The organism is Streptomyces sp. CA-142005 (assembly GCF_050942335.1).
Classification (GTDB): domain Bacteria; phylum Actinomycetota; class Actinomycetes; order Streptomycetales; family Streptomycetaceae; genus Streptomyces.
Genome location: NZ_CP192078.1, coordinates 9,552,453 through 9,578,646 on the forward strand (window position 1 = coordinate 9,552,453; position 26,194 = coordinate 9,578,646).

Consider the following 26,194-nt stretch of genomic DNA (forward strand, 5'->3'; position numbering starts at 1 on the left):
TGCCGACGGACAGGAGGGACGAGGGGGCGGCCGTCCCCGGTCGGGGAGGAGGGGCCGGCCGCCCCGCCGGGGGGAGGTGGTGTCGTACGGTTCTGCGGGCGGCTCAGCCCCAGCAGTTCTGCAGGCCGAACGCGGTGTCCTTGGACGTGACGCCGGCCTGCGCCTTGTCGGTGATGAGGTTGACGCCGGTGTCGGTGTAACCCGACGCCTTCTTGCCCTCCTTGGCGTACGTCACCACGGCCTTGACACCCTCGTCGGCCATCTTCAGCGGGTACTGCTGGGAGGTGGCGCCGATCTTGCCGTCCTTGACCGCCTGGGTCCCGGTGCAGCCGCCGTCGACGGAGACGATCAGGACGTCCTTCTCCCGGCCCTTGGCCTTGAGCGCGGTGTACGCGCCGAGCGCGGCGGGTTCGTTGATGGTGTAGACGAGGTTGATGCCGGGGTCCTTCTGGAGGCAGTTCTCCATGGCGGTCTGGCCCTTGGCCTGGTCGCCGCCGGTGTCCTGGGAGCAGACGATCGACTTGTCCTGCGCGCCGATGCCGAAGCCCTGCAGGAAGCCGTTGTGCCGCTGCACGCCCACGGAGACACCGGGCGCGAGGTCGAGGGTGGCTATCTTCGCCGTCTTGCCCTTCATGGCGGCCTTGGCGTACTCGCCGATCAGCTTGCCGGCGTTGAGGTTGTCCGTGGCGAAGAGGGCGTCGACCGCGCTCGCCGGCTCGGTCGGGGTGTCCAGGGCGATGACCAGGACGCCCTTGGCGCGGGCCTTCGCGATCGCGGGCACGATGGCCTTGGAGTCGCTCGGGGTGATCAGGATGCCCTTCACGCCGGAGGCGACCATGTTCTCGATGGCCGTGACCTGACCGGCGTTGTCCCCGTCGAACTTGCCTGCGGCGGTGAGCAGTTGCGCGCCGTTCTCCTTGGCGGCCTTCTCCGCGCCCTCCTTCATCTTCACGAAGAACGGGTTGGTGTCGGTCTTGGTGATCAGACCGACCTTGACGCTGCCCGAACCGGCGCTGGTCGAACTCGATCCGGAGCCGGATCCGCAGGCCGTCAGGGTGAGGGCCGCGACGCCCGTGACCGCGGCGGCTCTGAGGACGGAGGAGGACAGGCGAGTGGTGCGAGACATGATCGACTCCTGTGGGATAGCGAGCGGCGCGGGTGGGGCTCAAAGCGTCATCCGGAGTGTCATCGTTGACTTATGTCATCGTTGACACTGCCTGGCGAGGATGATGGACTCCGAATCCAGGCAACGTCAATGCCTTCCACTCGTCACAAATCGGCAACGTCCGTGACCGCCGGCCGCCCGCAGCCCGATCGGCGGCCATGCCGCGACGCGCCCTGTGCACCCGTACTTTCCGACTTTCCGAGAGAAGAGCAGCCCATGAGCCCGCGTCAGATCACCGTCCTGGGGGAGTGTGTCGCCGACGCCTTCACCGAACCTGCAGCCGCCTCGACCGAACTCGCGCTACGGGTGCTGCCGGGCGGCGGACCTGCGAATACGGCAGTGGCCCTGGCCCGGCTGGGCACCCCGGCCCGCTTCCTGGTCCGCCTGTCCGGCGATGTGTTCGGCCGCCTCTTCCGGGCCCGTCTGGAGGCGTCCGGCGTGGACCTGTCGCATGCCGTCGCGGCCGCCGAGCCCAGCACACTCGCTGTGGCGGAGCTCGACGCCCAGGGGCAGGCCGCGTTCTCCTTCCATGCACAGAACACGGCCGACTGGCAGTGGACGGCCGAGGAGCTGGCGCGGGTGGATCTGTCGAAGACCGCCTGCGTGCACACCGGTTCCCTGGCCCTGGTCCAGAAGCCCGGTGCGGCGGTGGTGGAGGAATTCCTTGCGGCGGCCGCCCCTCAAGCGACCATCAGCATCGACCCCAATGTCCGGCCGCTGCTGGTGCACCCCGACGTCTACCGTGCCCGGCTGGCGCACTGGTGCGGCCTCGCCGACGTGCTGCGGCTGAGCGAGGACGACCTGGAACTGCTGCTGCCGGGCACCCCGCCCGAGCAGGCGTGCGACATCTGGCACGCGGCCGGTGCGCGGCTCGTCGTGATCACACGTGGTGCCGAGGGCGCATTGGCCTCGCTCGACGGCGAACGGCTTCAGGTGCCCGTCGTGCCGACGGACGTCGCCGACACGGTCGGGGCGGGGGACTCCTTCACCGCCGGCCTGCTGCACCACCTCGGCGTCCGCGGACTCCTTGGCGGCCGGCTGACGGAACTCCGCCTCGACGACGTCGCGGAAGCCTGCCTGTTCGCCGCCCGCGTCGCGGCCCTGACCTGCTCGGTCGCCGGTCCCAACCCGCCGTGGCGGAGCCGGTTGGAGCAGTTCGCCATAGCCGATCACGCCTGACGGGCATGCGAGCCGCGTAGCGGGACATCACGCCCGCACCGTTGACGCATGGGACGGATTGCGTCCATCATCGGGCCACTCGATGTCATCGATGACACAAGTCAACGTTGACATCGCCATCTCGGCGCTGTGGACGACGCCGAGAAGGCCTCACTCTTCGGTGGGTCCGCGCCGGGCAGCAGGTTCCGCTGCGCGGACGGCCGCAACACAGGAGACTTCATGAGCTCTGGACGTGTATCCCGGCATGCCCGCACCCGGATGATCGCTGCGGTGGCGACCGTCTGCGCCCTGTCCGCCACCCCGCCGGCCCCCCAGGCCCACGCTGCCGACACCCCGCCGTACTCCGAGACCTACCGGCCCCAGTTCCACTTCACCCCGGAGAAGAACTGGATGAACGACCCCAACGGCCTCGTGTACTACAAGGGCGAGTACCACCTCTTCTACCAGTACAACCCCAACGGCAACTCGTGGGGCGACATGTCCTGGGGGCACGCGGTGAGCACCGACCTCGTGCACTGGAAGCAACTGCCGCTCGCCCTGTCGTACGACGACAAGGAGATGGTGTTCTCCGGCAGCGCGGTCGTCGACTGGAACAACACCACCGGGTTCGGCACGAAGGAGAACCCGCCCATGGTGGCGATCTACACCAGCTACCACAAGGACACGGGCGTACAGGCGCAGTCGATCGCCTACAGCACCGACCGCGGCCGCACCTGGACCAAGTACCAGGGCAATCCCGTCCTGGACATCGGCTCCAGGGAATTCCGCGACCCCAAGGTCCAGTGGTACGCGCCGACCAAGAGCTGGCTGATGACGGTCTCGCTGTCCACCGAGCACAAGGTGCGGTTCTACTCATCCAAGAACCTCAAGGACTGGGAGCCGCTCAGCGAGTTCGGGCCGGCCGGTGCGACGGGCGGCGTCTGGGAGTGCCCCGACCTGTTCCCGCTCGCGGTCGACGGGAACAAGCAGACGATCAAGTGGGTCCTGGTCGTCAACATCAACCCCGGTGGCATCACCGGCGGTTCGGGAGCCCAGTACTTCGTCGGTGACTTCGACGGCAAGAAGTTCACCGCCGACGACAAGGGCACGTACACCCCGCCCACCGGCACGGTGATGCAGGACTTCGAGGGCGCCGGCTTCGGCACGTGGACGCCCACCGGCAGGGCGTTCGGCGACGGACCTGCGGCCGGGGCGGTGGACGGACAGGGGACGGTCACCGGCTTCGACGGGTCGGGCCTCGCCAACAGCTTCCACGGCGGGGACGGCAGCACCGGCATCCTCACCTCGCCCGAGTTCACCGTCGACAGCAGCTATCTGAACTTCAAGATCGGCGGCGGCCTGCACCCGCACCAGGCCGGAACGGTCCTGGAGCAGTCAGGCCCGCCCGCGGGGACGGTCCTCGCCGACTTCGAAGGCGGCTCATACGGCGACTGGGCGACGACCGGAGACGCCTTCGGCTCGGCACCGGCCACCGGCACCCTCCCCAACCAGCAGGAAGTCTCCGGCTATCTCGGCAGCGGACTGGTCAACACCTTCCTGAACGGCGACTCCACCACCGGCACCCTCACCTCGCCGGAATTCACCATCGACAAGGACTACGCCAACTTCCTCGTCGGCGGCGGCAACCACCCCCTCGGCTCCGCCGACCCCACCGCCGTCGAGCTCCTCGTCGACGGTCAGGTGGTGCGCAGCACGACCGGAAAGGACGCCGAGGCCCTCAACTGGGCCTCCTGGGACGTCAAGGACCTCGCCGGCAAGAAGGCGCAGGTCAGAATTGTCGACGACAACACCGGCGGCTGGGGCCACATCAACGTCGACCACATCATGCTGTCCGACACCAAGGCCCAGCCCGTCTCCCAGGAGACGTCCGTCAACCTGGTCGTCGACGGCAAGGCGGTCGCCAGCGCCACCGGTTCCAACAGCGAGACCCTGGACTGGGCCTCCTTCGACCTGCGTCCCTACGCGGGCAAGAAGGCGCAGATCCAGATCGTCGACATGAACACCTCCGGCTGGGGCCACATCCTGGCCGACCAGTTCACCGCCGCCGAGACCCCCGCCCAGTCCGTGGTACAGCGCGCCGACTGGGCCGACTACGGCAAGGACTACTACGCGGCCGTGTCCTGGGAGAACGTGCCGGGCGACAAGCGCTACATGATCGGCTGGATGAACGACTGGGAGTACGGCGGCTCCATCCCCACCTCCCCCTGGCGCAGCGCGCAGAGCGTGCCCCGGCAGCTGGCCCTGCGCACCGTCGACGGCCGCATCCGCCTGACCAGCGAACCGGTCGACAGCCTGACGTCCCTGCGGCAGGACCACCCGGCGACCGCGTCCGACGTCACCGTCAAGAACACCTCACAGCCCCTGATCGGCCCCGCGGCCGAGGGCAAGGCGCTCGACATCGAGGCGACCTTCTCCCTCAAGGACGCCGCACGCTTCGGCCTGAAGGTGCGCACCGGCGCCGGGGGAGAGGAGACCGTCATCGGCTACGACACCACGACCCAGGAGCTCTACGTCGACCGCACCAACTCCGGCGCCGTGGACTTCAGCGACGCCTTCCCGGGCGTCCAGCGAGCGCCCCTGAAGGCCAGGAACGGCAAGGTGAAGCTGCGCATCCTCCTCGACTGGTCGTCCGTCGAGGTCTTCGGCGGCAGCGGCGAGGCCGTGATCACCGACCAGATCTTCCCCGACCCGGCCGCCCAGGGAGTGCAGGTCTTCGCCGAGAACGGCTCGGTGAAGCTCGACCAGGCCGGCGTCTGGCACCTGAACTCCTACCGCGACTGACCCCGACCAACAGAGGACACCACACCGTGAACAAGACCCTGCTCGCCGAGTTCACCGCCCGCGAGGGAGCGGAAGACGAGGTCGACCGCCTGATCCTGGAGTACGCCAAGAAGGTACGCGAGGAAGAGGGCAACCTCGCCTTCGACGTCTACACCAAGGCGTCCGCCCCGCGCGCCTACTGGATCTTCGAGGTGTACCGCGACGAGGACGCGTTCCAGGCACACCTGAGCGCCCCTTACGGAGGCCCGTTCAACACCGCACTGGCCCCACTGATCGAGGAGGACGCCTCGGTGCTGACCTTCCTCGACCCGGTGACCTGACCTCCGTCATCCGCTGACCCGACACCCGCCGGGCCCGCTCTGCGGGCCTGGCCTTCACCGTGCACCCGTGTACGTCGCTGAACGGGGGTCTGCTGCCCGGTGGGCGGCCCACGGGCCAGGGAGAAGGCGCGGTGCAGGGTGCGGTCGATGTGTGGCGCGGCACTGCTGCCCGGGGCCCAGCGGGTCTCAGTCCTCGATGTGCGAGCGGATGCGGCGGGAGGGGGCGAAGGCGTAGAGGTCGAGGATGCCGGGTGGTTCGGCCAGTCCCGGGCCACCGCCCCCGACCCATGCGGTGATGTCGGCAGTGGCATCGGGGTCGTTGACCAGGCCGAGCCAGACCGGGCGGCCGCCGGCCCGGCGGCCCGCGGCGGAGGGCTGGACGACGATGACGTTGGCGTGTTCGCACGCGTCCAGGCAGTTGACGGGACGCACGCGGGCCACACTGGACAGGGCCTCGCGCAGGTCGGCGAGTTGGGCGGCGTGATCCAGGTTCGGGATCTTCGGCGTGCCACAGCAGCAGCCCCGGCAGACGGTGACCGTGCAGAGGTCCGCCGCCTCGGCGCCGGAAGCGGTGGTGCGTCGGCCGCGGCGGCTCACCGGTGACCCTCCGCGCGGGCTCGGGTCCAGGCGGTCTCGCGCAGCAGGCGCAGCCCGTTGAGACCGACGATGACGGTCGAGCCCTCGTGGCCGAGGACGCCCAGGGGCAACGGCAGAGTGGCGACCAGGTCCCAGACGACCAGGCCCGAGATGAAGACGGCGGCGATGACCAGGTTCTGCACGACCAGGCGGCGGGCCCGGCGGGAGAGGGCCATCACGGTGGGTACGGTGGCGAGTTCGTCGCGGACGATCACCGCGTCGGCGGTCTCCAGGGCGAGGTCCGAACCCGCCCGGCCCATGGCCACACCGGTGTGGGCGGCCGCGAGCGCGGGAGCGTCGTTGACACCGTCGCCGACCACCAGCACCTTGCGGCCGGCTCGCTCCTGTTCCCGGACTGCGGCCACCTTGGCCTGCGGTAGCAGTGCGGCCCGCACGTCGGTGATGCCGACCTCGGTGGCCAGGCGGGCGGCGGCGCGCGGGTTGTCCCCGGTGACCAGCATCGGTGCGGTGCCCGTGAGGGTGGTCAGGGAGGCGACGGTGCCGGCGGCGTCCGGGCGCAGCCGGTCGGCGATGCCGAGCACCCCGGCCCGGACACCGTCGACCACCACCAGCACCGCCGTACGCCCGTCGTCCTCCAGGCCGGCCGCGACGGCCGCGGCCCGGGTGGCGCGGGCGTCCTGCGCACCGGCCGGCAGCCGGGCCGGCGCGCCCACGGCGACCGGGCGGCTGTCGACGGTGGCCGTCACCCCGACGCCGGGGGTGGAGGCGAAGTCCTCCGCGACGGGCGGAGTGAGGTCGCGGCTGCGGGCGGCTTCCACGATGGCGCGGGCCAGCGGGTGCTCGCTGGGGTGTTCGGCCGCTGCCGCAAGGGACAGCAACTCGTCCTCGGTGAGTCCCGAACCGGTCAGCGGCCGGACGTCGGTCACCCGCGGGGTGCCCTCGGTCAGGGTGCCGGTCTTGTCCAGGGCGACCGCGTCGACCTGGCCGAGGCGTTCCATCACCACCGCAGACTTCACCAGCACGCCGTGCCGCCCGGCGTTGGCGATCGCCGACAGCAGCGGAGGCATGGTCGCCAGTACCACCGCGCAGGGCGAGGCGACGATCATGAAGGTCATCGCCCGCAGCAGCGAGCCGGTCAGCGCGGCGCCGAACGCGAGTGGCACCGCGAACACGGCCAGCGTGGCCGCCACCATGCCGATCGAGTAGCGCTGTTCGACCTTCTCGATGAACAACTGGGTCGGCGCCTTGGTCTCCGACGCCTCCTCGACCATCTGCACGATGCGGGCGATCACCGAGTCCGAGGCGTCCCGCTCGACCTTGATCCGCAGGGCGCCGGTGCCGTTGAGCGTGCCCGCGAACACCTCGTCGCCCGGCTCCTTGGCCACGGGCAGCGGCTCGCCGGTGATGGTGGCCTGGTCGACCTCGCTCGCCCCCTCCAGCACGCGGCCGTCGGCGCCGATCCGCTCGCCGGGCCGCACCAGGACCGTGTCCCCGACGGCCAGTTCGGCGGTGGGCACAGTCTCTTCGGTTCCGTCGTCGAGGAGGCGGGCCGCGGTGGCGGGGGCCAGGTCGAGCAGGCCGCGCACCGAGTCCGCGGTGCGCGCGGTGGCCAGGGCCTCCAGCGCACCGGAGGTCGCGAAGATGACGATCAGCAGGGCGCCGTCCAGCACCTGCCCGACGGCCGCGGCGCCCAGCGCGGCCACGATCATCAGCAGGTCGACGTCGAGGGTCTTCTCCCGCAGCGCCTGCAGCCCGGCCCGGGCCGGCTCCCAGCCGCCGGCCGCGTAGGCCAGTGCGTACACCGTGCCCCACGTCCAGGCGGGCGCGCCGGTCAGCTGCAGCGGCAGTGCGAGCAGGAACAGCACCGTGGCCGCTGCCGCCCAGCGGGCCTCGGGCAGCGCGAAGACCCGGGTCCGCCGTTGTGGGGCGGCCTCCGGGCGCGCGGTCGAGGCCGGCGCGGGGCGCTCGGTCAGGGTGGAAGACATACGGCATGAACCCTTCGGCAGGGCGGGCGTGCTTACTCGCCCACCATACAGGTACATATGAAGACCTCTTCAAGTATCGCTTGTATGATGGCCTCCATGGGCCATGGAGCAGCTCCCGCGAAGAACCTCGTCCCGCACACCCGCCTGGACGCGGAGAGCGCCGCCCGCGTGGCGACCACCCTCCAGGCGCTCGCCACCCCCTCCCGGCTGCTGATCCTCTCCCGCCTGCGCGAAGGCCCCTGCGCCGCGACCGAACTGGCCGCCGAGGTCGGCATGGAGCAGTCCGCCTGCTCCCACCAGCTGCGGCTGCTGCGCAACCTCGGCCTCGTCGTCGGCAGGCGCCAGGGCCGCTCGGTGATCTACGCGCTCTACGACAACCACGTCGCCGAACTCCTCGACCAGGCCGTCTACCACATCGAGCACCAGCGCCTCGGACTGAGCGACTCCCCCGAGCCGGACGCGGGGCAAGCGGCCGCGCCCGGCAGCACCGACTGACGGCCGCAGCGCGGGCATCGTGCGCGGGTGCCTGGCCCTCGGACACGCACCGCACTGCCTTCGGGCCGCTTCGGAGTGACGACTCCTCAGCCGAGGGCGGCGAAGCCCCCGGACCGCGGCTGCCAGGGTATTCACGGCCGGCCTGTGGCCGGGGACCGAGGCCGCGCGGCCGCTCGGTGCCTGGGGCAGCGTGGCCGACCGCGACGCGCCGCGCACCACCGACCAGCGCCGCCGATCTCAAGTCGGCGCCGAACGACTTGGACGCCCAGGCCGCCAACATCCTCTGTCCAACGGCGACGCGGGCAAGGGACCCGACTTTCGGCCGGGGAGAGGTCAATCAAAGTGTCCGCATGACCATGAAGTCCTCTGACGATTGCGCGCCTTCCACGGCACTGGCCAGGAGCGTGACCAGCTCGTCCATGATCGGGACGCGGGCGCCGGGTCTGCTGACGGCGAGGATCTCCCGGTGGAGCGGCTCGACCTCGGGCGGCGGGACCACCCTCTCGACCCCGGCGCCGTGTCCTGCGACGAGGAGCGTGGCCGGGATCAGGCCCACCGCGAGGCCGGCGCGGATCATGGCGAGCATGCTGTGCAGGTCCTCGGTCTCCAGCGTCACCTGCGGCGCGATCCCGAGCTCTCCGGCCCAGCGGTGCAGCAGACGCCGGTCGGGGTTGTGGGCGTGACCCGAGACCCACTCCCGTTCCAGGCATTCGGCGAGTTCCAGCGGGCGGCGGCGCCCCGGCTCGGCGCCCGCGACCAGGACAAGCGGTTCGCGCCCCAGGACTGTGATCGTCAAGGCCTCGGACGGAGCGGGCGGGTCCTCGGGCAGGCAGCGGTAGGCGACGAGCAGGTCGAGGTCCCCCGACCTCACTCTCGGCACGCCTTCGTCGGTTTCCACGACGACGACACGGATCCGGGGACCCGGTCGGCGATCCCTGAGCGTGGACAGAACCGGAGGCAGCAGGTCATCGCGCTGGGTTGAAGTTCTCCCCTCCCTTCGCAAGCTCAGGAAGGGGATTCCCGTCTACCTTTCGGTGACAGGCTTGACGGTTTTACCCAGAGTAAAGGCACAGCGACGCCAGGCACCCGGCCCGACAGAAAGCAGAGACCATGGCCATCGACCCCACTGCCCTGCGGGCCCACTTCCCCTCCCTGGACACCGGGCTCGCCTTCTTCGACGGGCCGGGCGGAACGCAGACTCCTCGCCCTGTCGCCGACGCCATCGCCGCGACGCTGACCGGCCCCCTCTCCAATCGGGGAACCGTCAGCCCGTCCGAGCTCAACGCCGAGCGCGCCGTCGCGGACTTCCGCGCCGCCTACGCCGATCTGCTCCATGTGCCCGCCAACGGCGTCGTCCACGGTCGCAGCGCCACGCAGCTCACGTACGACTTCTCCCGCCACTTGGCCAAGGGCTGGAACCCGGGCGACGAGATCATCCTCAGCCGCCTCGACCACGACGCCAACGTCCGCCCCTGGATCCAGGCCGCCGAGCGCGCCGGAGTGACCGTCCGCTGGATCGAGATCGACGCGGAGACCACGGAGCTCGACCTCGACACGTACGAACGGGCGCTCTCGCCCGGGACCCGGCTGGTCGCGGTCACGGCGGCCTCCAACGTGCTGGGCACCAAGCCGCCTCTGCGCCGGATCGCGGACCGCGCCCACGAAGCCGGCGCTCTGGTGTATGTGGACGGCGTCCACTATGCCGCGCACCACCTCGTGGACGTATCCGCCCTCGGAGCCGATCTGTTCGTCTGCTCGCCGTACAAGTTCCTCGGGCCGCACTGCGGGGTCCTCGCGGCGGCACCCGCGTTCCTCGAAACCCTGCGCCCGGACAAGCTCGTGCCGTCCTCCGACACGGTGCCGGAGCGATTCGAGTTCGGCACGCTGCCGTACGAGATCCTGGCGGGTGCCACGGCCGCCGTCGACTTCCTCGCCGAGCTGGACCCGGGCACGGGGACCTCGCGCAGGGAGCGCCTCACCCACTCCCTGCATTCCCTGCACGAGCACGAACTGACGCTGCGCGCACGGCTGCAGGAGGGTCTGGAGTGCCTGGGCGACGCCATCACCGTGCACTCGAAGGCCCCCGACCGTACCCCGACGCTTCTGATGTCCATCGAAGGCCGCGACGCCCGCGAGGCCCAGACACACCTGGCCGCGCGCAACGTGGTGGCACCGGCGGGGTCCTTCTACGCCTACGAACCGTTCACCGCGCTCAAGCTCCAAGACCCCGCCCTGCGCGCGGGCCTGGCTCCCTACAACACCACCGACGACGTGGACCGCTTCCTCGACGGACTCGCCAGCTTCCTCTGACCTCGCCGGATCCGGCACAACAGCCAACCGCCCACCGGCGCGGTCATTACCGTTCCCGCGCCACCGTGTCGACCGCTCGCGAGCATCGCCACGGCACGGGCAGCGCGGGCGGGAGCGTTAATTCTCTGCAGTACGGGCCGGTCCGCACGAGCAGGCAGCCGTGGAAGCCGGAGCGTCAGGCGGCGCGGGCGATCCTGTCGAACGTCGCCGTCACGACCCCATTGGCAACCGTCAGCCAGGGTGGCCGCATCTGCCCTGGGACGCCGATGAGCGCCGCTGTCGGGCTCGCACCCTTGCGCGAGCCCGTTGCTGTTCGGCGGAGGTGTGGGTCACAGACTGTGGGCGGTGATGTCGCCCTGGGACGTGGTGGCCTGGATGTCGAGTCCGGGAGTGCCGTCGTTCTTCAGGGTGTTGGTGATACGACCGTGGCTGGTGCCGGCGTCCAGGGTGGCGGAGATGCCGGCGGCTGCGGCGATGGTGATGTCCCCGGACTGAGTGGACAGCACGACCGTGCCGCGGGTGGCCTCGGCGACCTGGATGTCGCCGCGTGCGGTGCTGATCTGGGCGGGACCGGTGAGCCGGCCGATCTCGACGTCGCCGTCGGCGGCGGTGAGGCGGAGGCTCGCGGCTTCGTCGATCTTGATCTGGCGGTAGGCCCCGTCGAAGACGACGTCGCCGAGGCGGCCGACGGTGCGCAGTTCTGCGGCGGCGGCCTTGGCCTGGATGCGGGATCCGGCGGGGAGTTTGACCGTCAGCTCGAGGGACCCGGTGGGGCCGAAGAGCTGGCTGCTGGGGACGGCGGCCGTGATCCGCAGAACTCCGTCGGCGTAGGCGACTTCCGTCTGCTCCGCCGCCTTCACGTCGCGGCTCTTGGAGGAGTTCGCGGGCAGGACCTCGACGGTCGTGTCGGCTCGGTCGGCGGCGATGAACTGGATGCGTCCGGCGGGGACGTCCAGGACGGCCAGGATCGGGGCGGGGGTGTCGAACTTCTGCATCGTGCTCTCCCTTGACGCTCGCTTCTCGCTGTTTCCTGATGACGGAAACGCTACGTTGCATTCCAAGAGCCTGCAACGATGACTTCCCTCAAACTCGGTAAATCTGCAGGTAGTTAAGCGATAATCGTTGCAACGCTCTCTCGTTTAACGCAACGACGGGACGGCCGACCGTTGCAATGTACTGAAGGTGAACGCTAGGGTGGAGGGCGTCAGGGGAACATCGGGCAGCGCCATGGAGCATCCGTGGGCAGGAAAGGGAGTTGCGATGCCGGGAGGCAGGCTCACCCAGGCCGAGCGTCAGCAGATCGCGGCGGGGCTGGCGGACGGGCTGGCCTACGCGGAGATCGCCCGCCGTCTCGGTCGCCCGACCTCCACGATCACGCGCGAGGTGATGCGTAACGGCGGCCCCACCGGCTACCGTGCCGACCTGGCGCACCGCGCCACCGGGCAGCGAGCCCGCCGGCGCCGACAGGCCGCGCCCGCGGGACGGCAGGCGTCGGCGCAGCCCTACGGACGCGACGCCGAGGCGGTGCGCGCCTATCAGGAGAGCCTCACCACCGTTTTCATGATCTCGGGTCTGCCCAGGATGATGGCGCGGGTGCTGGGCTGCCTGTACACCACCGACACCGGCAGCCTCACCGCCTCCGACCTCGCCCGGCGCTTGAGCGTCAGTCCGGCGTCCGTCTCCAAAGCGATCACGTACCTGGAGAGCTTGGACCTGGTGCGCCGGGAACGCGGCGAGGGCCGCCGCGAGCGCTACGTCGTCGACGACGACCTGTGGTACCAGTCGATGATCCGCAGCGCCCGGGCCAACGACCAGTTCATCGAAACCGCTCGCCAGGGCGTCACGGTCCTCGGCCGCGGCACCCCGGCAGCCACCCGCCTCGAAAGTGCCGCCCGCTTCCTCGACTTCGTCAGCGAAGCACTCATCCGCGCCGCGGAGCAGGGCCGCGAAGTCCTCTACACCAGAACAGAAACACCGCCCGACAAAACCGCCGAGCCGAGTCCGGACGACGAACCCACAGCCGCCCCGACCGCCACGGCATGAGAGAGACGAAACCGACTGCCTCGTCCGTGAGTTCGGGTCGGGTCTTGTCCTGGGAAGGCCCACTCCGAGATGATCACCGATCATGCATCTCGGTGAACTCGACGCTGTGGAACGTCAGCTGTGGGACTCCTTCGCCCAGGGCACTGCCGTCGATGTCCGCGACGGCACGTCATTGGCGGAATGCGCCGTACGGGCCGACGTCATCGCGGCGCTGTTGCTGGGCGTCGGCGCAGATCCCGCCCCGGGGGACCGCCCAGCACTGCGTCTGACCGGTGCCCGCATCACGGGCGGCCTGGATCTGAGGTTCACCGAGGTTGGCGTGCCGGTCGTCCTGGCAGACTGCCGCTTCGACGAGGTGCCCCGATTGCAGGGCGCCAGGATCCGCGAATTGGCGCTGTCCGGAAGCTCCCTGCCAGGTCTCGCCGCCGACACGGCCCAGATCGACGGCCGACTGGTACTGTCCCGCTGCCACCTGACCGGCCCCCTCGTCCTGAACCGCGCTCAGATCAACGGCGATCTGGACCTCCGCAACGCTGTGATCACGGCACCCGGGCCCGAGGCCGTATCGGCGGTCCATGTGGCCATTCGCGGTGACACGCTGTGCACCAACCTGACTGTCCAGGGAGGTTTCCGCATATCCGGTGGCGCCATCGACGGGGAGTTCGACCTGGAGGGCGCCTCCCTGAGCAACCCCGGCGGCCACGCACTGGACGCCTACCACGTGCAGATCACCGAGGACTTCACCTTCCACCCGAACTTCAGGGCCGAGGGACGGATCATCCTGTCCGGTGCCACGGTCTCGGCAGCGATCGGTTTCTGCGGCGCCCAGCTGGACAACGCCGACGACGTCGCGCTGGAGGCGATCGATGTCCGCGTCGCCCGCAATTTCGACCTCGGCGAGGGCCTTGCCGTCGTGGGCGGCATCAAACTCGACGGCAGCCACATCGGTACGCAGCTCAGCTTCCGCGATGCCACGCTCGCGCATCCCGACGGCACCGCCTTGTCGCTACGGCTCGTCCAGGCCAGGGAGACCGATCTGCGAACCCGGCAACCGATCGCCGGCACCGTCGACGCACGCAACGCTCAGCTGGGCACCGTGTACGACGCCTCCGGCACCTGGCCGGCTCACCTCCGGCTGGCGGAGGCCACCTACGACGCCCTCGCAGACCCGCTGGTGGCGGCCGAACGGGTCGAGTGGCTCCGGCGCGGCACCGACGGCTATCTCCCGCAGCCGTACGAGCAGCTCGCAGCCGCGTACCGACGGCTCGGACACGAGGACGAAGCCCGCACCGTGTTGCTGGCCAAACAGCGCCATCGGCGTGCGACGCTGCCCCCGCTCAGCAGGGCCTGGGGTTACGTCCAGGATGCGACCGTCGGCTACGGTTACCGGCCGCTGCGCGCCGGCCTCTGGCTCGTGGCTCTGCTCGCCTGTGGCGCGGTCTTCTTCGGTGTGCATCCCCCCGCCCCGCTCGAAGCCGGAAAGGAACCGCCGTTCAACGCGGTCTTCTACACCCTCGATCTGCTGGTCCCCATCATCACCTTCGGTCAGGAGGCGGCTTTCGCACCACGAGGCATGGGCCAATGGCTCGCCTACGGGCTGACCGCTGCCGGCTGGGTCCTCGCCACGACCGTCACCGCCGGCATCTCACGGGCAATCAGCCGCCAGTGAGGATCCCACCAGCCACGGCGTCACTCCGGTTTCCTCGATAACCAGCGCCGGAAGGTCGCCGCAGGAAGGGGCCGGGCTAGAAAGGAGGTCGCCAGGCGCCCCAGCGCGGCTTGTGGCCGGGCGGGGGCCAGGTTTGTGTTCCGCGTGGATGGGGCCACTGGCGGCCCACCCATTCGCACTCCGGGATCGCGCCTTCCCAGTCGTCGGTGCACCGGTCGGCCCAGGTCCGGCCCATCATGACCGGCCGGGTCACCGCGCCGCCGGCGGCCTCCTGCACCCGCACCACCAGACCGAGCCCATTGACTCCGGGGTTCCCCCGCGGACCGTAGGACACATCGAGCACCTCACACCAGTGAGCGTGCAAGAGGAACCGCTCCAGATCGGCGGGGACGCAGGCCGTCAACTCCCGTCCCCAGAGCGTCACCTGGGGTCCGTGAACCGGGTCGACCGCGACGCAGAACAACCGGCCGTCGACGAAGTAGGCGTACACCGCAGGCTCCGCACGCCCCATGCCGAACTCCACGCCGAGGGTGTCCCGAAACGGGTCGGCCTGGAACCGACGCAGCTCGGTCATGCCCGGCAGTACTGCGGCGACCTCAGTGATACGCATGCCGAAACACAGCGGCCCGACGACTTCCAGGGGCATCAGCTCCCACTCCAACCGCGCCGGCAGCTTCACGGCATCCCGAAGCTCCACTGCCGCCATCTCCCCACCCGCCTCCGCCCACACACGAGCAGCCACGGTTTCCGGCGCTCAGCATCACTCTGACATCGAGACGTGCCTCCAGTGATCATCGCGGTCAGGAGACGGCCGTATCAAGGATCCCGGCAAGTTCGATGGGTGCCGACAGCATCGGCCAGTGCCCGGTGGGCAGGTCGAAGCGCCGCCACGGCGGCTGGTTCAGGAAGGCCAGCATCGGCACCCCGCCGTCCAGCAGGCTCGTGAAGTCATGGCAGGCGATCAAGACCCGGTCCACACCGGGCCCGAGCTCGGTCGAGCCGGCGAGACGCTGGGTGTAGGTGCCGAACGGCTGAGGCGTGGCACGCGCGCGCAGAACGTCTCGCCCGCCCTCGTCGAGCCCGTTGAGGCTGCTGGACAGGCCCAGGACCTCCAAGGGCGGCATCGGCAGCCGCCACCCGTCGTCGGAAGCGGAGACCTGGCGGCGCAGCTGGTCCGCTGCCTCGGGTGGCATGAGGTCGAGCATGCGCATGCCCGCGGCGAACGGGGCGCTGTCCACGTAGACCACGCGCTCCAGCCGGTTGCCGAGACGTCCGGCTGCCCCGGTCACCGGGGCAGCCGCATAGCTGTGGGCGACCAAGGTGACGTCGCGCAGATCGTTCCGCTCGACGAAGCCGGTGATATCCGCGATGTGCGCGTCCACATCCGTCTGTGGCCCGCCCTGGTCGGCCTTCTCGGCCAGGCCGGTCAGCGTCAGCGGCAGCGCGGTGTGGCCGCGTTCCCGCAGCGCGCGGACGGTGTCTTCCCAGGCCCACGCCCCGAGCCAGGCGCCGGGAACGAGTACGAAGGTGGCCATGTGCTCTCCCATGAGTGAGGTGCTGCGGGGAGCGTAGAGTCAATACAGGACACAATCCGCCCTGAAATACCGAGAGATTCATGTCGCATCCCCTGACTCGTGTGCTGACCCTGCTGGAACTCCTGCAGTCACACAGCCGGCTCACCGGGGCGGAGCTGGCCGACCGCCTGGACACCGACGTCCGCACGGTGCGCCGCTACACCGCCCACCTGCGGGAACTGGGCATCCCCATGGAGGCCGAACGCGGCCGTTACGGCGGCTACCGACTGGCCCGCGGCTACCGGATGCCACCCCTGGTCCTCACCAACGACGAGGCTCTCGCCGTCGTCCTGGGCCTACTCGCCGCGGAACGTCTGGGCATGGGCACCGCCGCACCGGCCAGTGCCGGTGCCCTGGCCAAGATCGAGCGGGTGCTCCCGCACGCCCTGCGCGAACCGCTCGCCGCCATGCGGGAGACTCTCTCGTTCACCGCCAACCCCGTGACCGGGCAGGCACCGGGCACCGGCGTCCTGCTGGCCCTGGCCCAGGCCTCTCGCGCCCGCGAGACCGTCGGCATCAGCCACCGGTCCTGGCGCCAGGAGCACACTGAACGCGACATCGACCCCTACGGCGTGGTCTTCCACACCGGCCGCTGGTACGTCGTCGGCCACGACCACCTCCGCGACAGTCTGCGGACCTTCCGCATCGACCGCATCGCCTCCGTCACCGCCCGGGCTCGCCACTTCACGGCCCCCGACGGCTTCGATCCCGTAGCCCACCTGAGCTCGACCCTGGCCCAGGGGCCCTACCGGTGGCAGGTCGAGGTGACGATCCATGGCCCCCTCGATGAGATCGCCCGCCGGCTGCCCCGCTCAGCCGTCACCCTCACCGCCCAGCCCGCCGGCGTCCTGATGCACGCACGAGCGGAACGGCTGGACGGCGTGGCACACCTGCTCGCCTCCCTGGAATGGCCCTTCACCATCCACCACCCCGACGAACTGCGACAGGCCCTCAAGAACCTCGCCGACCAGCTCTCCGCAGCCGCCCAACGGGAACCAGACGAACTACCGCAGTAACAGCCGGTAGTTCGGAAAAGCCCGTCCTGCGTGTTCCACGTCGTCCTGGCCCATGGCCGTCCTCGTGTGGCCTCTCGCCTGTACCGGGCCCACGGCCTGTCGCTACGGAGGTTGCTGATCATGACACCGCTCACCGCATCCCTGCACCGCCGACAGGCCGGGACCCGTTCTCGCGGCACGCACCGCTGAACCCGGGCATGACAGCGTTCATCGTCACCCCCGACGGCCAGGTATCCGTCAAGGCCATCCCCACCGATCAGCCTCAGTCGCCCGGCACCCGGATCAGCGCAGGCCGGCGAAGAGGTCGTTCTCGGGCACGGCAGCGCCGGTGGTGTCCTGGACACGTACGAAGGTCTCGACGCCCATCAATTCGGTGAACCTCTTCTGACCCATCTTGAGGAAGAAGATGTTCTCGCCCTGGCTGGCGTGCGCGGCCAGCGCATCGAACTTCTGACCGCCGAACTCGGTGGTGTCCACCCAGGTGGTGATCTCCTCGTCGGGGAGCCCGATCTCGGCCGTCGCGGCGGCCTCGGCGGGATCCGGCTCCTGCCAGTCCGCACCGAACTCGCGCATGACCTCCCCGAACCGCTGCATCATCGAGCGGGGCGCCGTCGTCCAGTACACCTTCGGCGTCTGCCTGGTCATCGCCAGCGCCGCCATCGTGATGCGGTTTGCCTGGATGTGGTCGGGGTGGCCGTAGAAGCCGTTCTCGTCGTAGGTGACGACCACATCAGGTTGGTAGCGGCGCAAGAGTTCCGCAAGTCGGGCAGCGCCCTCCTCCACGGGGGTCTGCCAGAAGGAGCCGGGGGCGTCGTTGGCCGGCCAGCCCATCATCCCGGAGTCGGCGTAGCCCAGCGTCTCCAGATGACCGATCTTCAGGATGTTGCAACTCGCCTCAAGTTCTTGACGCCGCATCAAGGCGACGGCTGCCGGATCGTGCCCCGGATCGCCCGGCTTGACACCCCCCGGTCCGTCACCGCAACCGCCGTCGGTACACGTCACGAGGACCGTGCGGATGCCCTCCGCCGCGTACCGCGCGAGGACACCTCCCGTTCCTGTGGCCTCATCGTCGGGGTGGGCGTGCACAGCCATGAGCGTCAAGGGCCGGTCATTCATGAAAACAATCCTCCTGTGTGTAAATGCCTCGGTCCGAGTCTGCGGCAGGCGCATAAGCGGTCGCCCCGATATCGGGTGACCGGGCATACCGCGGACCGGGGTCCCGGATCACCTCGGGGCGGACATCTCTTGGTCTCCCTGTTCCCCGCCCGCGGCACCGGTCCCTCGGCTGGTGCAACAGTGCTTGATGGTTCGGCTGTTCCCGCCGCGCAAGGGAACCCTCCTGGGCCTTGGCGCTGCCGCCCGTGCACTTTGCTTCCTGACTTGCCCGACCAGGCCCGCATCGTCGAGCCGGTGGAGCACGGCGTCAAGCAGGCGGCCCCGGGTTCCGGCCTCAGCAGGCACGCCTACTCGATCTTGTCGGCGAAGTGGGCGACGGCGCGGGCGTAGTCGGCGCGTTCGGTGGTGAAGGTGCGTACCTCGGTCTGGCGGCAGCCCTCTGCTGCTACAGGCGACTTCGCAAAATCACCACACAGCCCACGATGGTGAGCAGGCGGGAGTCATTCGACGGTGGCGGATGACGGGGTGGCGCACTCCGCCCAGATCGTCTTGCCGGTGTGCGAGTAGCGGGTTCCCCAGCGGTCGGCCATCTGGGCGATCATGAACAGTCCGCGCCCGGCCTCGTCGGTGTCGGCCGCCTGGCGCATGTGCGGCGAGGTGCTGCTGGCGTCGGACACCTCGCAGATGAGCGACGCCGCACGGATGAGGCGCAGTTGGATGGGGGCGCGGGCGTAGCGGATGGCGTTGGTGACCAGTTCGCTGACGATGAGTTCGGTGGTGAAGGCGAGCTCGTCCAGTTGCCAGGCGGCGAGCTGACTGCCGGTCAGCGAGCGGGCATGGCCGACGATGGCCGGGTCGAGGGCAAGATCCCACGTGGCGACACGGTCCGGGCCGAGGGCGTTGGTGCGGGAGCTCCGGCGTGCCTGCGTCCGTGACGCCGTCACATGGCTGTGGGACGGTGCCGACAGGGAGCCCCACAGCTGAGAGGCTTGGGGCCGTGGGTGAGATCCTCGCGCTGGTGTCGGCGTTGTTCTTCGGCACGACTCACTTCCTCAACGGCCTGCTGGCCCGCCGCGCCGACAGCGTCGCGGTCGCGGTCATCGGGCAGTCGGGCGGCACCGTGCTGATACTCGCCGTGGCCCCGTTCGTCGCGGCCCACCACCTCGGCGGCGGCCCCTTGGCCTGGGGTGCGTTATCGGGCATCGGCACCGGCGTGGGCGTGGGCTTCCTGTACCGCGGGCTGGGCCGGGGACGCTTCAGTGTGGTGGTGCCGCTCAGTGATGTGGCCGCCGTCGCCCTGCCCGTGCTGGTCGGCGTCGCGTTGCTGGGCGAACGCCCCGGCCCGCCGGCCTGGTGCGGCATAGCCGCCGCGCCCCCCGCGCTGTGGCTCATCACCCGTTCCGGCCGTGCCGACGAGGACGGCGGTGATGGCGTCGCGGCCGGCGCCCGCGACGGCCTGATCGCCGGGGTCGGCTTCGCCGTGCAGTTCATCGCGCTCGCCCGGGCCGACCCTGGTGCCGGGCTGTGGCCACTGATCACCAGCCGCGCCGCCTCCGTACTGGCGCTCCTGCCGCTGATCGCGGCGGACGCTGGACGGCTGCGCATGGCGCCCCGCCTGGCCTGGAGCTGCCTCGGCGCCGGCGCACTGGGCACCATCGCGATCGCGCTGTACACCCTGGCCACCCGCGAGCAACTTCTGTCCCTCGCCGTCGTCCTCACCGCGCTTTACCCCGCCATCCCCGTACTGCTCGGCGTCACCGTGCTCCACGAACGCCTCAGCCGCGCCCAGACCATCGGTCTCGTCTGCGCTGCAGCGGCCATCGCCCTCATCTCGGTGTGATGACAGGTCCGTGTGGCATGTCAGGGCAGAGAGGCGTTTCTTTCCGCGGATGCGGCGTCGTCTCCCCTTGTCCAGGTGGCATTGATCACGTTGGTGGGTCGGTGCTTGTGGGCCCGAAGGCGGAGGCGAAGGGCCGCCGCGGCAGCGGGTGGAGCCGGCGCTGTTATTCCGCGACTGTGTCGGCATGGTGGCGCCGAACTGCTTGGCGTGTGCGGGAGTTGACCTCGTAGCAGAACCCTCGGCAGGCTGCCTCGAGTTCTCGGAAGGGCTGTAGTGATCCCACAGGTTGACGTCCTTGCGTACCAGGCGGGCGAACGCGGCCCTGCCGTGCATGGCTCGCTTCCGTGTCTTCACCCGGGTCACATGCCCTTCGGCGACGCCGCAGCCCCAGGGCAGGGTGGGTCCGACGGTGCCGGCGTCGAGGTACTGGCGGAGGAGACCGGCGCTCGGCCGTCGTCGGCGCGTGCCGACGGTAACCGTCGAGTCGCATCCAGCCGAACGGCCAAACCAGGCGTACTCGGTGCCTCGTTGGCATCGATGACCGGGAATCGCTAGGACTCCGTGGCTTCAAGGCGGCCGCGTTGCGTCCGTGGACCACGACACGGGCCACCATGTCGGGCGGCCCCCGCCTTGCCCACGGCGCCGACGGCTCAGGCCGACGGGCATCGGCTTACGCACGGCTGGTTGCGGGCCCTGCCCGGGCAGCGAGTGTGGTCACACCAGGACCGAACCGCCGGCGACGTCGAGGACGATGCCGCTGATCCACGAGGCATTGTCCGCGGCGAGGTAGAGCGCGGCGTGGGCGACGTCATCGGGCGTGCCCAGACGCCTGATGGGGTGGTTCGCGGTCAGGGACTGCTGAATCTCTTCGGGGATCTGCTGCTGGTTGCGTTCGGTCATGATGGTTTCCGGCGCTATGCAGTTGACGCGTACGCCCTGCGGACCGGCCTGCGCGGCGAGGTCCTTGGTGAGCAGCTCGATACCGGCCTTGGCGGCGGCGTAGGCGGCCGGAGAAGCGGCGTTGGGCCGCCGTGCGGCGGCCGAGGACAGGGTGATGATGGCGCCGCGGCCACGCTGCTTCATGCCGGGCAGGAAGCTCTTGACGGTGAGCAAGGTGGCGGTGAGGTTGCCGTCCACGGTGGCGCGCCAGTCCTGCTCGCTGATCAGCTCGACGGGCCCGGGGCGGACGGTGTTTCCTCCGGCGTTGGCGACGAGGAGCTCAACAGGGCCGAAGCGGTCTTCGATGCGCTCGCGCATGGCCTCTACTTGGTCGTACCGGGTGAGATCGGCGGTGACGGCCGGCACGTCGCCGCCCGCTGCCGCGATGCGGGCACGAATGGTTTCGAGGGCCGCCGTGTCGCGTCCGTGGACGACGACTCGGGCCCCGTGCCGGGCGGACAGTTCGGCGATGGCCGCGCCGATGCCGCGCGAGCTGCCGGTGATGAGTGCGACCTGGTCTCGCAGGCTGGTCATGGTGTCTCCGTGGGCGCCGGCGCCTGGTGTGAGTGCCGCAGTGATGTGCGCCGCCTCCGGCCGACGTGCGCTGTGGTTGGTCACTGGAGGTCACCGCCGCTCGTGGCCGGTGACGGTGATGCGGAAAGCGGGATGGTCGGCAGGGTCGGGGAGTGCTTGGAAGGTGCGGTCAACGGTCGGGAGTTTCCCGAACTGTCGCAGGTAGGTCTCGACGAGCGCCGGCAGGTCCGCGGGGTCGACCTCGACGGCCGTGAAGTTCCTGGTGCGGCCACGCCGGGTGAGGCGGCCGGTCTTGGAGGCACGCAGGTTGCGGGACCATTCGGTGTCCCCGTAGGCCGCGAGAAGATACTCCTCGCCGCCGTGGGTGAGCACGGCCACCGCGGTGGAGCGCCAGACGCCGGTGGTGCGACCGGGTACCGAGAGCAGGCTGACGACGTCGGGCTTGAAGAGCCGCGCCATACGTGAGCCGATGACGCGCGCCGCCCAGGACGGGCGTACGTACTGCCGCGTGGACATCGTGTGGTCTCTCCTTCTCGGGCGGATCGCGGGCTTACGCGGCCGCTGTGGCGTCGTCCGGTGCCGCGGGCCGTGTGCGCAGACTGAGGTGGACGGCGGCGAGCTGCCACTGCGGGTCGCCGGCGAAGACGAGGGTGACGCGGAAGGAGCCGTCGACGGCCTGTTGCGCATGGGTGCCCTGATGCGTCTGCGTGCCGATCACGAGGGCGCTGCCGCCGATGTAGCGGACGTCGGTGTCGGGGGTGAACTCGAAGGCGGTGTACTGCAGGCCGCCGCTGAACCGCTGGAGCCACTGCTCACGGTCCAGGAGGAACCCGTAGGGGCCGACGGCGAGGAAGTCCCGGGTGGAGCAGGGATTCGAGGGCGCTCGCGTCGCCTGTGCGCTCCGCGTGAGCCCAGGTGGTGAGTTGTTCGGTGACAGTGGCCATGCCGTTTCTCCCGTCGTTGCAGAAGGCCGTAGGTGCTGGTTTTCGAGTCGGCGGCCCGAGTACAGGGCGCCGATCACCGCGATGGGCCCCTCGGGCGGTCCGTCGCTTCGTGGCGTTGTGCGCCACGGCGTCGATTCGGGGGCATACCGTCGCGGCGGCCGCCGCGGCTCCTCCTGCTACCGTAGACGCCTAACCCTTAGATATCAAATGATTAGGCATCGATGCTAGGCTCGTTCCATGCAGCCCCTGCACACCCCCCTCGGCCTCCAGCTGACCCAGACCGCCCGCGCCGTCAGCCGGGCTTTCGACGATGCCCTGGAGGAGACCGGCGGGTCGCTTCCGGTGTGGCTGATCTTGCTGAACCTGAAGACCGGCCGGCCGGGCAACCAGCGGGAACTGGCCGAAGCGGTCGGCGTGCGGGATGCCACTCTCACCCACCATCTCAACGCGATGGACAAACGCGGACTGATCACCCGGCGGCGCGATGCGGCAAACCGACGGATCCATGTGGTCGAACTGACCGAGGCCGGCGAGGACGCCTTCGTACGGATGCGGGAGGCCGCGATGGCATTCGACCGCCGCCTCAACGCCGGTCTGTCGGACACCGACCGCGCCCACCTGAACCAGTTGCTGCGTCACCTCGCGCGCAACGTGGGTGCCGACGCAGACGATTCACCGCCATGGGCAGGCTCGGCCGAACGACCGGCAACGCCAGGGCCGAGCCGCACCCCTTCCCGGTCAAGCGGGAAGCCGGCCGGGAGCGACCGATAACGCGGCCGACGAATGCGATCGTTACCCGGCTGAAAGTGGACCGCACGCCGTCATCCCCCGCACTCCTGCTGCGTCCGTGGCGGCCTGCGGACACAGCCGACCTGGCCGGGCTGCCTCGCGATGAATCCTTGCACCGTTGGACGAGTTCGGGCATCGACGACGAGGCGGGCGCACCACGGTGGATACGCGAGCGGCAATGGAGGTGGGAGACCGGTGAGCGCTTCGCATTCACCGTCGCAGAGTCCGAAGCGGCCGGTGGCGAGGGGCGATTGGTGGGTCACATCGTCCTCAACCGCGGCCGACGCGCGCGTTCGAGAAGTGGCTTCCCGCGCGCTGCGGACGCTCACCGACTGGGCCTTCACCACTTCGCCGGTGACGGACTGACACGCCTGGAACTCCTGGCGCCAAGTGGGCAACCCGGCGTCATGCCGTGTCGCGCGGAAGTGCCGGCACGAACTGGCCGAGCTCTTGCCCGCGCACCCCGACCGCGACCGGCTGCACGCCCGTACCCTCGCCGAGGCCGCCCTCTTCATGCTCCGCGCCCTCACCGAGGAGCGGCGGCACGGCAGCGACCACCCCGGCTGAGAGCACGCGGTACGCGGCAACCTCGCGGTCGCACTCGCCGCCCAGGACGCCGACGGCCACCTCGGCTCCGCCTACCACCAGGCCACCGGTGCCGTCCTCTTCCACGCGGGGGCCGCCGGCCTGACCTGGGTGCCGGCCCTGGTCGAGGCCGCCCAGGCGTTCGGGCTGCCGGGCCACCTCGAGGCGGCCCTCCGCGCCGGGCGGTGCTGTCCCGCGCGGTACGCTCGGAGTTCCTGTGCGGGGCCCCGGAGGACGTCGACCTCGCCCCCACCTCCGAGGACGGCTACACCGCGGTCATGGCCTACACCGAGCTGCTGGACGCCGACGGCACACCCGAATGGCTCGACCTGGCGCGCCGCGGCGCCGACTGGATGCTGACCTTCCATTACACGTACGACGTGGAATTCTCCCCGCGCACACTGCTGGGCCGCTACGGTTTCCGCACCCGTGGCGGCGACCAGGCCTCCGCCTCCAACCAGCACCTGCACTCCTACGGGCTGGTGTGCCTGCCCGAGATGGCACGTCTGGCCCGACGCACCGGCGACCGCTACTCCCTGGAGTCCACCCGGGAGAACCTCGACTGCTTCCGGCGGTTCGTCGCCCGCGAGGACGGTGACTTCGACGCCTACCGCGGCATGGTCAGCGAGCGGTTCTACCAGACCTCCTGCTTCCAGGCGAAAGGCATGTTGCTCACCCTCTCGCACGCATGGTGCGCCGGACTGCTGTTGTACGCGGCCGAGGCGGCACTGGAGCTGCCCGAGCTCGCGGACCGGCCGGAAGGGGGATCGACGCCATGAGCGGCAGGCGGCGCGGCCCGGTCCTCGCCGGAGTGGATGTCGGCACCACGCACTGCAAGGCCGTGCTGTGCACGCCGGACGGCACCGTCCTCGCCCAGGCCCAGCGGCGCACGCCCGTCGACGCCTCGGGCCATGCCCACGACGTCGCCCGGCTGTGCCGCGCCGCCCTGGAGGCGCTCGCCGCCTGCACAGCCGCGGCCGGGTGCGGTCCCGACGCCGTCGGGATCACCGGCATGGCCGAGACCGGCGCACCGCTGGACGCCGACGGCGCCCCGCTGCTGCCCGCGCTGTCCTGGTCGGATCCGCGGCCGGCCGCGCACGCCGAGCGCCTGCGCCGCGAACACGGCGCCGCCGAACTGCACGAAGCCACCGGCGTGCTGCCCAGCCCCAAGGTGCCGCTGGCCAAGTGGCTGTGGCTGAGCGAGGAAAATCCCGAAGTGGTGCGCCGCATGCGGACCTGGGCCGGCGCGGCGGACCTGGTGGCCCACGCCCTCACCGGGGCCGTCGGCACCCACGCCACGTTCGCCCAGCGCACCATGGCCTGGGACGTGCACACCGGCGCCTGGCGTGCCGACCTGCTCGCGCTCGCCGGCCTCGACGTCGACCGGATGCCGACGGTGCTCCTCCCGGGGGCGCCGGTCGGCCGCATCGGCACCGCCACGGCCGCTGCCCTGGGCATGGCGCCGGGCGCGCCCGTCGTCGTCGCCGGGCACGACCACCTGGTCGGCGCCTGGGCGGCGGGCGTACGGGAGTCGGGCGAGGCGGCCGATTCGATGGGCACGGCCGAGGCCGTGGTGACCCTGGCCGACGCGGCGCCGGACGCGCGGGCCACCGGTCGCCAGGGCATGTCCTACGGGCGGCACGTCGACGGCGTCCACTGGTGCACCGTCGCCGGCATGTCCAGCTCCGGAGCCCTGGTGGAATGGTTCTGCGACCGGCTGCTCGGCCTCGCCCACGCCCCGCCCGACGAGCGCTACCGCCGCTTTGCCGCGCTCGTCGAACAGGCGGGGGAGGGGCCGACGGGGGTGTGCGTCGAGCCGTACCTCTACGGTCGCTCCGCCCCGCACCCGGACCCCGCCCGGCGACTGGCCCTGCACGGCCTTCAGCCCCGGCACGGGCTGCCCGAACTGGCCAAGGCGCTCCTCGAAGGCGCCTCGTGCCAGGCCCGCTGGATGGCCGAGGTCCAAGGGGAACTGGCCGGCGGGCCACCGCACACCGTCACCCTGCTCGGTGGCTCCGTACGCCAGCGCACGTGGGTGGCGCTCAAGGCCGCCGTCTCGCCGTGGCGCACCCTGGTGTGCGGCGCGCCCGACGCCGCCTGCCTGGGCGCCGCCACCTGGGCCGGGGCCGCGCTCGGTCTCGATCCCGCCGCGCCGGCCGCCGCTCGCCGCCCGGTGGACGCCCCGTCCGCGGTAGCCGATGCCTACCGACACGTCTATCGAACCGTGTTCCTGCCCACGGTCACCGCCCCTGCCACCGCGTCCCGGCCCGTCACCGATCCGCCCGCCGGCGCGGACTCCTGATCGGTCCTCGA

Annotated in this window: 26 protein-coding genes; 13 read left to right on the forward strand and 13 right to left on the reverse strand. The window is 70.5% G+C overall.

Features of this window, described 5'->3' with window-relative positions:
* Positions 1 to 103: 103 nt before the first annotated feature.
* The gene (locus tag ACQPXS_RS44105; protein WP_433455082.1) at positions 104 to 1,126 is read right to left on the reverse strand and encodes a sugar ABC transporter substrate-binding protein; all 1,023 of its coding nucleotides are present in this window, start codon (positions 1,124 to 1,126) and stop codon (positions 104 to 106) included.
* Between the two features lie 255 nt (positions 1,127 to 1,381).
* On the opposite strand from ACQPXS_RS44105, the gene ACQPXS_RS44110 reads away from it, so the two are divergent.
* The 3 genes from ACQPXS_RS44110 (at position 1,382) to ACQPXS_RS44120 (ending at position 5,445) form a co-directional block, all read left to right on the forward strand.
* Positions 1,382 to 2,344, forward strand: a complete 963-nt coding sequence (locus ACQPXS_RS44110; RefSeq protein ID WP_433455083.1) for a carbohydrate kinase family protein — start codon at positions 1,382 to 1,384, stop codon at positions 2,342 to 2,344.
* Positions 2,345 to 2,563: 219 nt separating this feature from the next.
* Entirely contained in the window at positions 2,564 to 5,125 is a 2,562-nt protein-coding gene (locus ACQPXS_RS44115) for a GH32 C-terminal domain-containing protein (protein WP_433455084.1), read from the forward strand.
* Positions 5,126 to 5,151: 26 nt separating this feature from the next.
* Entirely contained in the window at positions 5,152 to 5,445 is a 294-nt protein-coding gene (locus ACQPXS_RS44120) for a putative quinol monooxygenase (RefSeq protein ID WP_433455085.1), read from the forward strand.
* Between the two features lie 186 nt (positions 5,446 to 5,631).
* Here ACQPXS_RS44120 and ACQPXS_RS44125 read toward each other — a convergent pair whose 3' ends face one another.
* Positions 5,632 to 6,042 carry a (2Fe-2S) ferredoxin domain-containing protein gene (locus tag ACQPXS_RS44125; protein WP_433455086.1) on the reverse strand — a complete coding sequence of 137 codons (411 nt, stop codon included), beginning with the start codon at positions 6,040 to 6,042 and terminating at the stop codon, positions 5,632 to 5,634.
* The gene (locus tag ACQPXS_RS44130) at positions 6,039 to 8,027 is read right to left on the reverse strand and encodes a heavy metal translocating P-type ATPase (RefSeq protein ID WP_433455087.1); all 1,989 of its coding nucleotides are present in this window, start codon (positions 8,025 to 8,027) and stop codon (positions 6,039 to 6,041) included. Before ACQPXS_RS44130 ends, ACQPXS_RS44125 begins: the two co-directional genes overlap by 4 nt.
* A gap of 96 nt (positions 8,028 to 8,123) precedes the next feature.
* Here ACQPXS_RS44130 and ACQPXS_RS44135 point away from each other — a divergent pair, with 96 nt between their 5' ends.
* Entirely contained in the window at positions 8,124 to 8,522 is a 399-nt protein-coding gene (locus ACQPXS_RS44135) for an ArsR/SmtB family transcription factor (protein ID WP_433455088.1), read from the forward strand.
* Positions 8,523 to 8,859: 337 nt separating this feature from the next.
* Here ACQPXS_RS44135 and ACQPXS_RS44140 read toward each other — a convergent pair whose 3' ends face one another.
* Complete coding sequence (locus ACQPXS_RS44140) at positions 8,860 to 9,525, reverse strand: LysR substrate-binding domain-containing protein (protein ID WP_433455089.1); 666 nt, start codon at positions 9,523 to 9,525, stop codon at positions 8,860 to 8,862.
* 107 nt (positions 9,526 to 9,632) lie between these two features.
* Here ACQPXS_RS44140 and ACQPXS_RS44145 point away from each other — a divergent pair, with 107 nt between their 5' ends.
* Positions 9,633 to 10,832, forward strand: coding sequence for a cysteine desulfurase-like protein (locus tag ACQPXS_RS44145; protein ID WP_433455090.1), 1,200 nt, complete (start codon positions 9,633 to 9,635; stop codon positions 10,830 to 10,832).
* Positions 10,833 to 11,161: 329 nt separating this feature from the next.
* On the opposite strand, the gene ACQPXS_RS44150 is transcribed toward ACQPXS_RS44145, so the two are convergent.
* Positions 11,162 to 11,827 (reverse strand): DUF4097 family beta strand repeat-containing protein, encoded by a 666-nt coding sequence (locus ACQPXS_RS44150; RefSeq protein WP_433455091.1) that lies wholly within the window; start codon positions 11,825 to 11,827, stop codon positions 11,162 to 11,164.
* Positions 11,828 to 12,092: 265 nt separating this feature from the next.
* Here ACQPXS_RS44150 and ACQPXS_RS44155 point away from each other — a divergent pair, with 265 nt between their 5' ends.
* Positions 12,093 to 12,875: a helix-turn-helix domain-containing protein gene (locus ACQPXS_RS44155; protein ID WP_433455092.1), complete on the forward strand. Its 783-nt coding sequence runs from the start codon at positions 12,093 to 12,095 to the stop codon at positions 12,873 to 12,875.
* A gap of 82 nt (positions 12,876 to 12,957) precedes the next feature.
* Positions 12,958 to 14,544, forward strand: a complete 1,587-nt coding sequence (locus ACQPXS_RS44160; RefSeq protein WP_433455093.1) for an oxidoreductase — start codon at positions 12,958 to 12,960, stop codon at positions 14,542 to 14,544.
* A 76-nt stretch (positions 14,545 to 14,620) separates the two neighbouring features.
* On the opposite strand, the gene ACQPXS_RS44165 is transcribed toward ACQPXS_RS44160, so the two are convergent.
* Together ACQPXS_RS44165 and ACQPXS_RS44170 are read right to left on the reverse strand one after the other, a co-directional pair.
* On the reverse strand, positions 14,621 to 15,250 hold the full coding sequence (locus tag ACQPXS_RS44165) for a hypothetical protein (protein ID WP_433455094.1): 630 nt from the start codon (positions 15,248 to 15,250) through the stop codon (positions 14,621 to 14,623).
* Positions 15,251 to 15,344: 94 nt separating this feature from the next.
* Entirely contained in the window at positions 15,345 to 16,079 is a 735-nt protein-coding gene (locus tag ACQPXS_RS44170; protein WP_433455095.1) for an alpha/beta fold hydrolase, read from the reverse strand.
* Between the two features lie 80 nt (positions 16,080 to 16,159).
* On the opposite strand from ACQPXS_RS44170, the gene ACQPXS_RS44175 reads away from it, so the two are divergent.
* A complete protein-coding gene (locus ACQPXS_RS44175) occupies positions 16,160 to 17,134 on the forward strand; it encodes a helix-turn-helix transcriptional regulator (RefSeq protein WP_433455096.1) in 975 nt (324 codons plus the stop codon).
* A gap of 282 nt (positions 17,135 to 17,416) precedes the next feature.
* Here ACQPXS_RS44175 and ACQPXS_RS44180 read toward each other — a convergent pair whose 3' ends face one another.
* On the reverse strand, positions 17,417 to 18,250 hold the full coding sequence (locus ACQPXS_RS44180; protein WP_433455097.1) for a PIG-L family deacetylase: 834 nt from the start codon (positions 18,248 to 18,250) through the stop codon (positions 17,417 to 17,419).
* A 264-nt stretch (positions 18,251 to 18,514) separates the two neighbouring features.
* On the opposite strand from ACQPXS_RS44180, the gene ACQPXS_RS44185 reads away from it, so the two are divergent.
* Positions 18,515 to 18,640: a hypothetical protein gene (locus tag ACQPXS_RS44185; protein WP_433455098.1), complete on the forward strand. Its 126-nt coding sequence runs from the start codon at positions 18,515 to 18,517 to the stop codon at positions 18,638 to 18,640.
* Between the two features lie 110 nt (positions 18,641 to 18,750).
* On the opposite strand, the gene ACQPXS_RS44190 is transcribed toward ACQPXS_RS44185, so the two are convergent.
* Positions 18,751 to 19,194 carry an ATP-binding protein gene (locus ACQPXS_RS44190; RefSeq protein ID WP_433455099.1) on the reverse strand — a complete coding sequence of 148 codons (444 nt, stop codon included), beginning with the start codon at positions 19,192 to 19,194 and terminating at the stop codon, positions 18,751 to 18,753.
* Between the two features lie 53 nt (positions 19,195 to 19,247).
* Between ACQPXS_RS44190 and ACQPXS_RS44195 the strand changes: the two genes are divergently transcribed.
* Complete coding sequence (locus ACQPXS_RS44195) at positions 19,248 to 20,090, forward strand: EamA family transporter (protein WP_433455100.1); 843 nt, start codon at positions 19,248 to 19,250, stop codon at positions 20,088 to 20,090.
* 714 nt (positions 20,091 to 20,804) lie between these two features.
* Here the strand turns inward: ACQPXS_RS44195 and ACQPXS_RS44200 are convergent.
* The 3 genes from ACQPXS_RS44200 to ACQPXS_RS44210 form a co-directional block, all read right to left on the reverse strand.
* Positions 20,805 to 21,563: an SDR family NAD(P)-dependent oxidoreductase gene (locus tag ACQPXS_RS44200; RefSeq protein ID WP_433455101.1), complete on the reverse strand. Its 759-nt coding sequence runs from the start codon at positions 21,561 to 21,563 to the stop codon at positions 20,805 to 20,807.
* Positions 21,564 to 21,653: 90 nt separating this feature from the next.
* Positions 21,654 to 22,079, reverse strand: a complete 426-nt coding sequence (locus ACQPXS_RS44205) for a nitroreductase/quinone reductase family protein (protein WP_433455102.1) — start codon at positions 22,077 to 22,079, stop codon at positions 21,654 to 21,656.
* Between the two features lie 34 nt (positions 22,080 to 22,113).
* Positions 22,114 to 22,584 (reverse strand): nuclear transport factor 2 family protein, encoded by a 471-nt coding sequence (locus ACQPXS_RS44210; RefSeq protein ID WP_433455103.1) that lies wholly within the window; start codon positions 22,582 to 22,584, stop codon positions 22,114 to 22,116.
* Positions 22,585 to 22,744: 160 nt separating this feature from the next.
* Between ACQPXS_RS44210 and ACQPXS_RS44215 the strand changes: the two genes are divergently transcribed.
* Positions 22,745 to 23,278 carry a MarR family winged helix-turn-helix transcriptional regulator gene (locus tag ACQPXS_RS44215; RefSeq protein ID WP_433455104.1) on the forward strand — a complete coding sequence of 178 codons (534 nt, stop codon included), beginning with the start codon at positions 22,745 to 22,747 and terminating at the stop codon, positions 23,276 to 23,278.
* A gap of 423 nt (positions 23,279 to 23,701) precedes the next feature.
* On the opposite strand, the gene ACQPXS_RS44220 is transcribed toward ACQPXS_RS44215, so the two are convergent.
* Positions 23,702 to 24,040 (reverse strand): hypothetical protein, encoded by a 339-nt coding sequence (locus ACQPXS_RS44220; protein WP_433455105.1) that lies wholly within the window; start codon positions 24,038 to 24,040, stop codon positions 23,702 to 23,704.
* Positions 24,041 to 24,066: 26 nt separating this feature from the next.
* Between ACQPXS_RS44220 and ACQPXS_RS44225 the strand changes: the two genes are divergently transcribed.
* Both ACQPXS_RS44225 and ACQPXS_RS44230 read left to right on the forward strand, forming a co-directional pair.
* A complete protein-coding gene (locus tag ACQPXS_RS44225) occupies positions 24,067 to 24,660 on the forward strand; it encodes a hypothetical protein (RefSeq protein WP_433455106.1) in 594 nt (197 codons plus the stop codon).
* Positions 24,657 to 26,183, forward strand: coding sequence for an FGGY-family carbohydrate kinase (locus ACQPXS_RS44230; RefSeq protein ID WP_433455107.1), 1,527 nt, complete (start codon positions 24,657 to 24,659; stop codon positions 26,181 to 26,183). Before ACQPXS_RS44225 ends, ACQPXS_RS44230 begins: the two co-directional genes overlap by 4 nt.
* Positions 26,184 to 26,194: the final 11 nt, after the last annotated feature.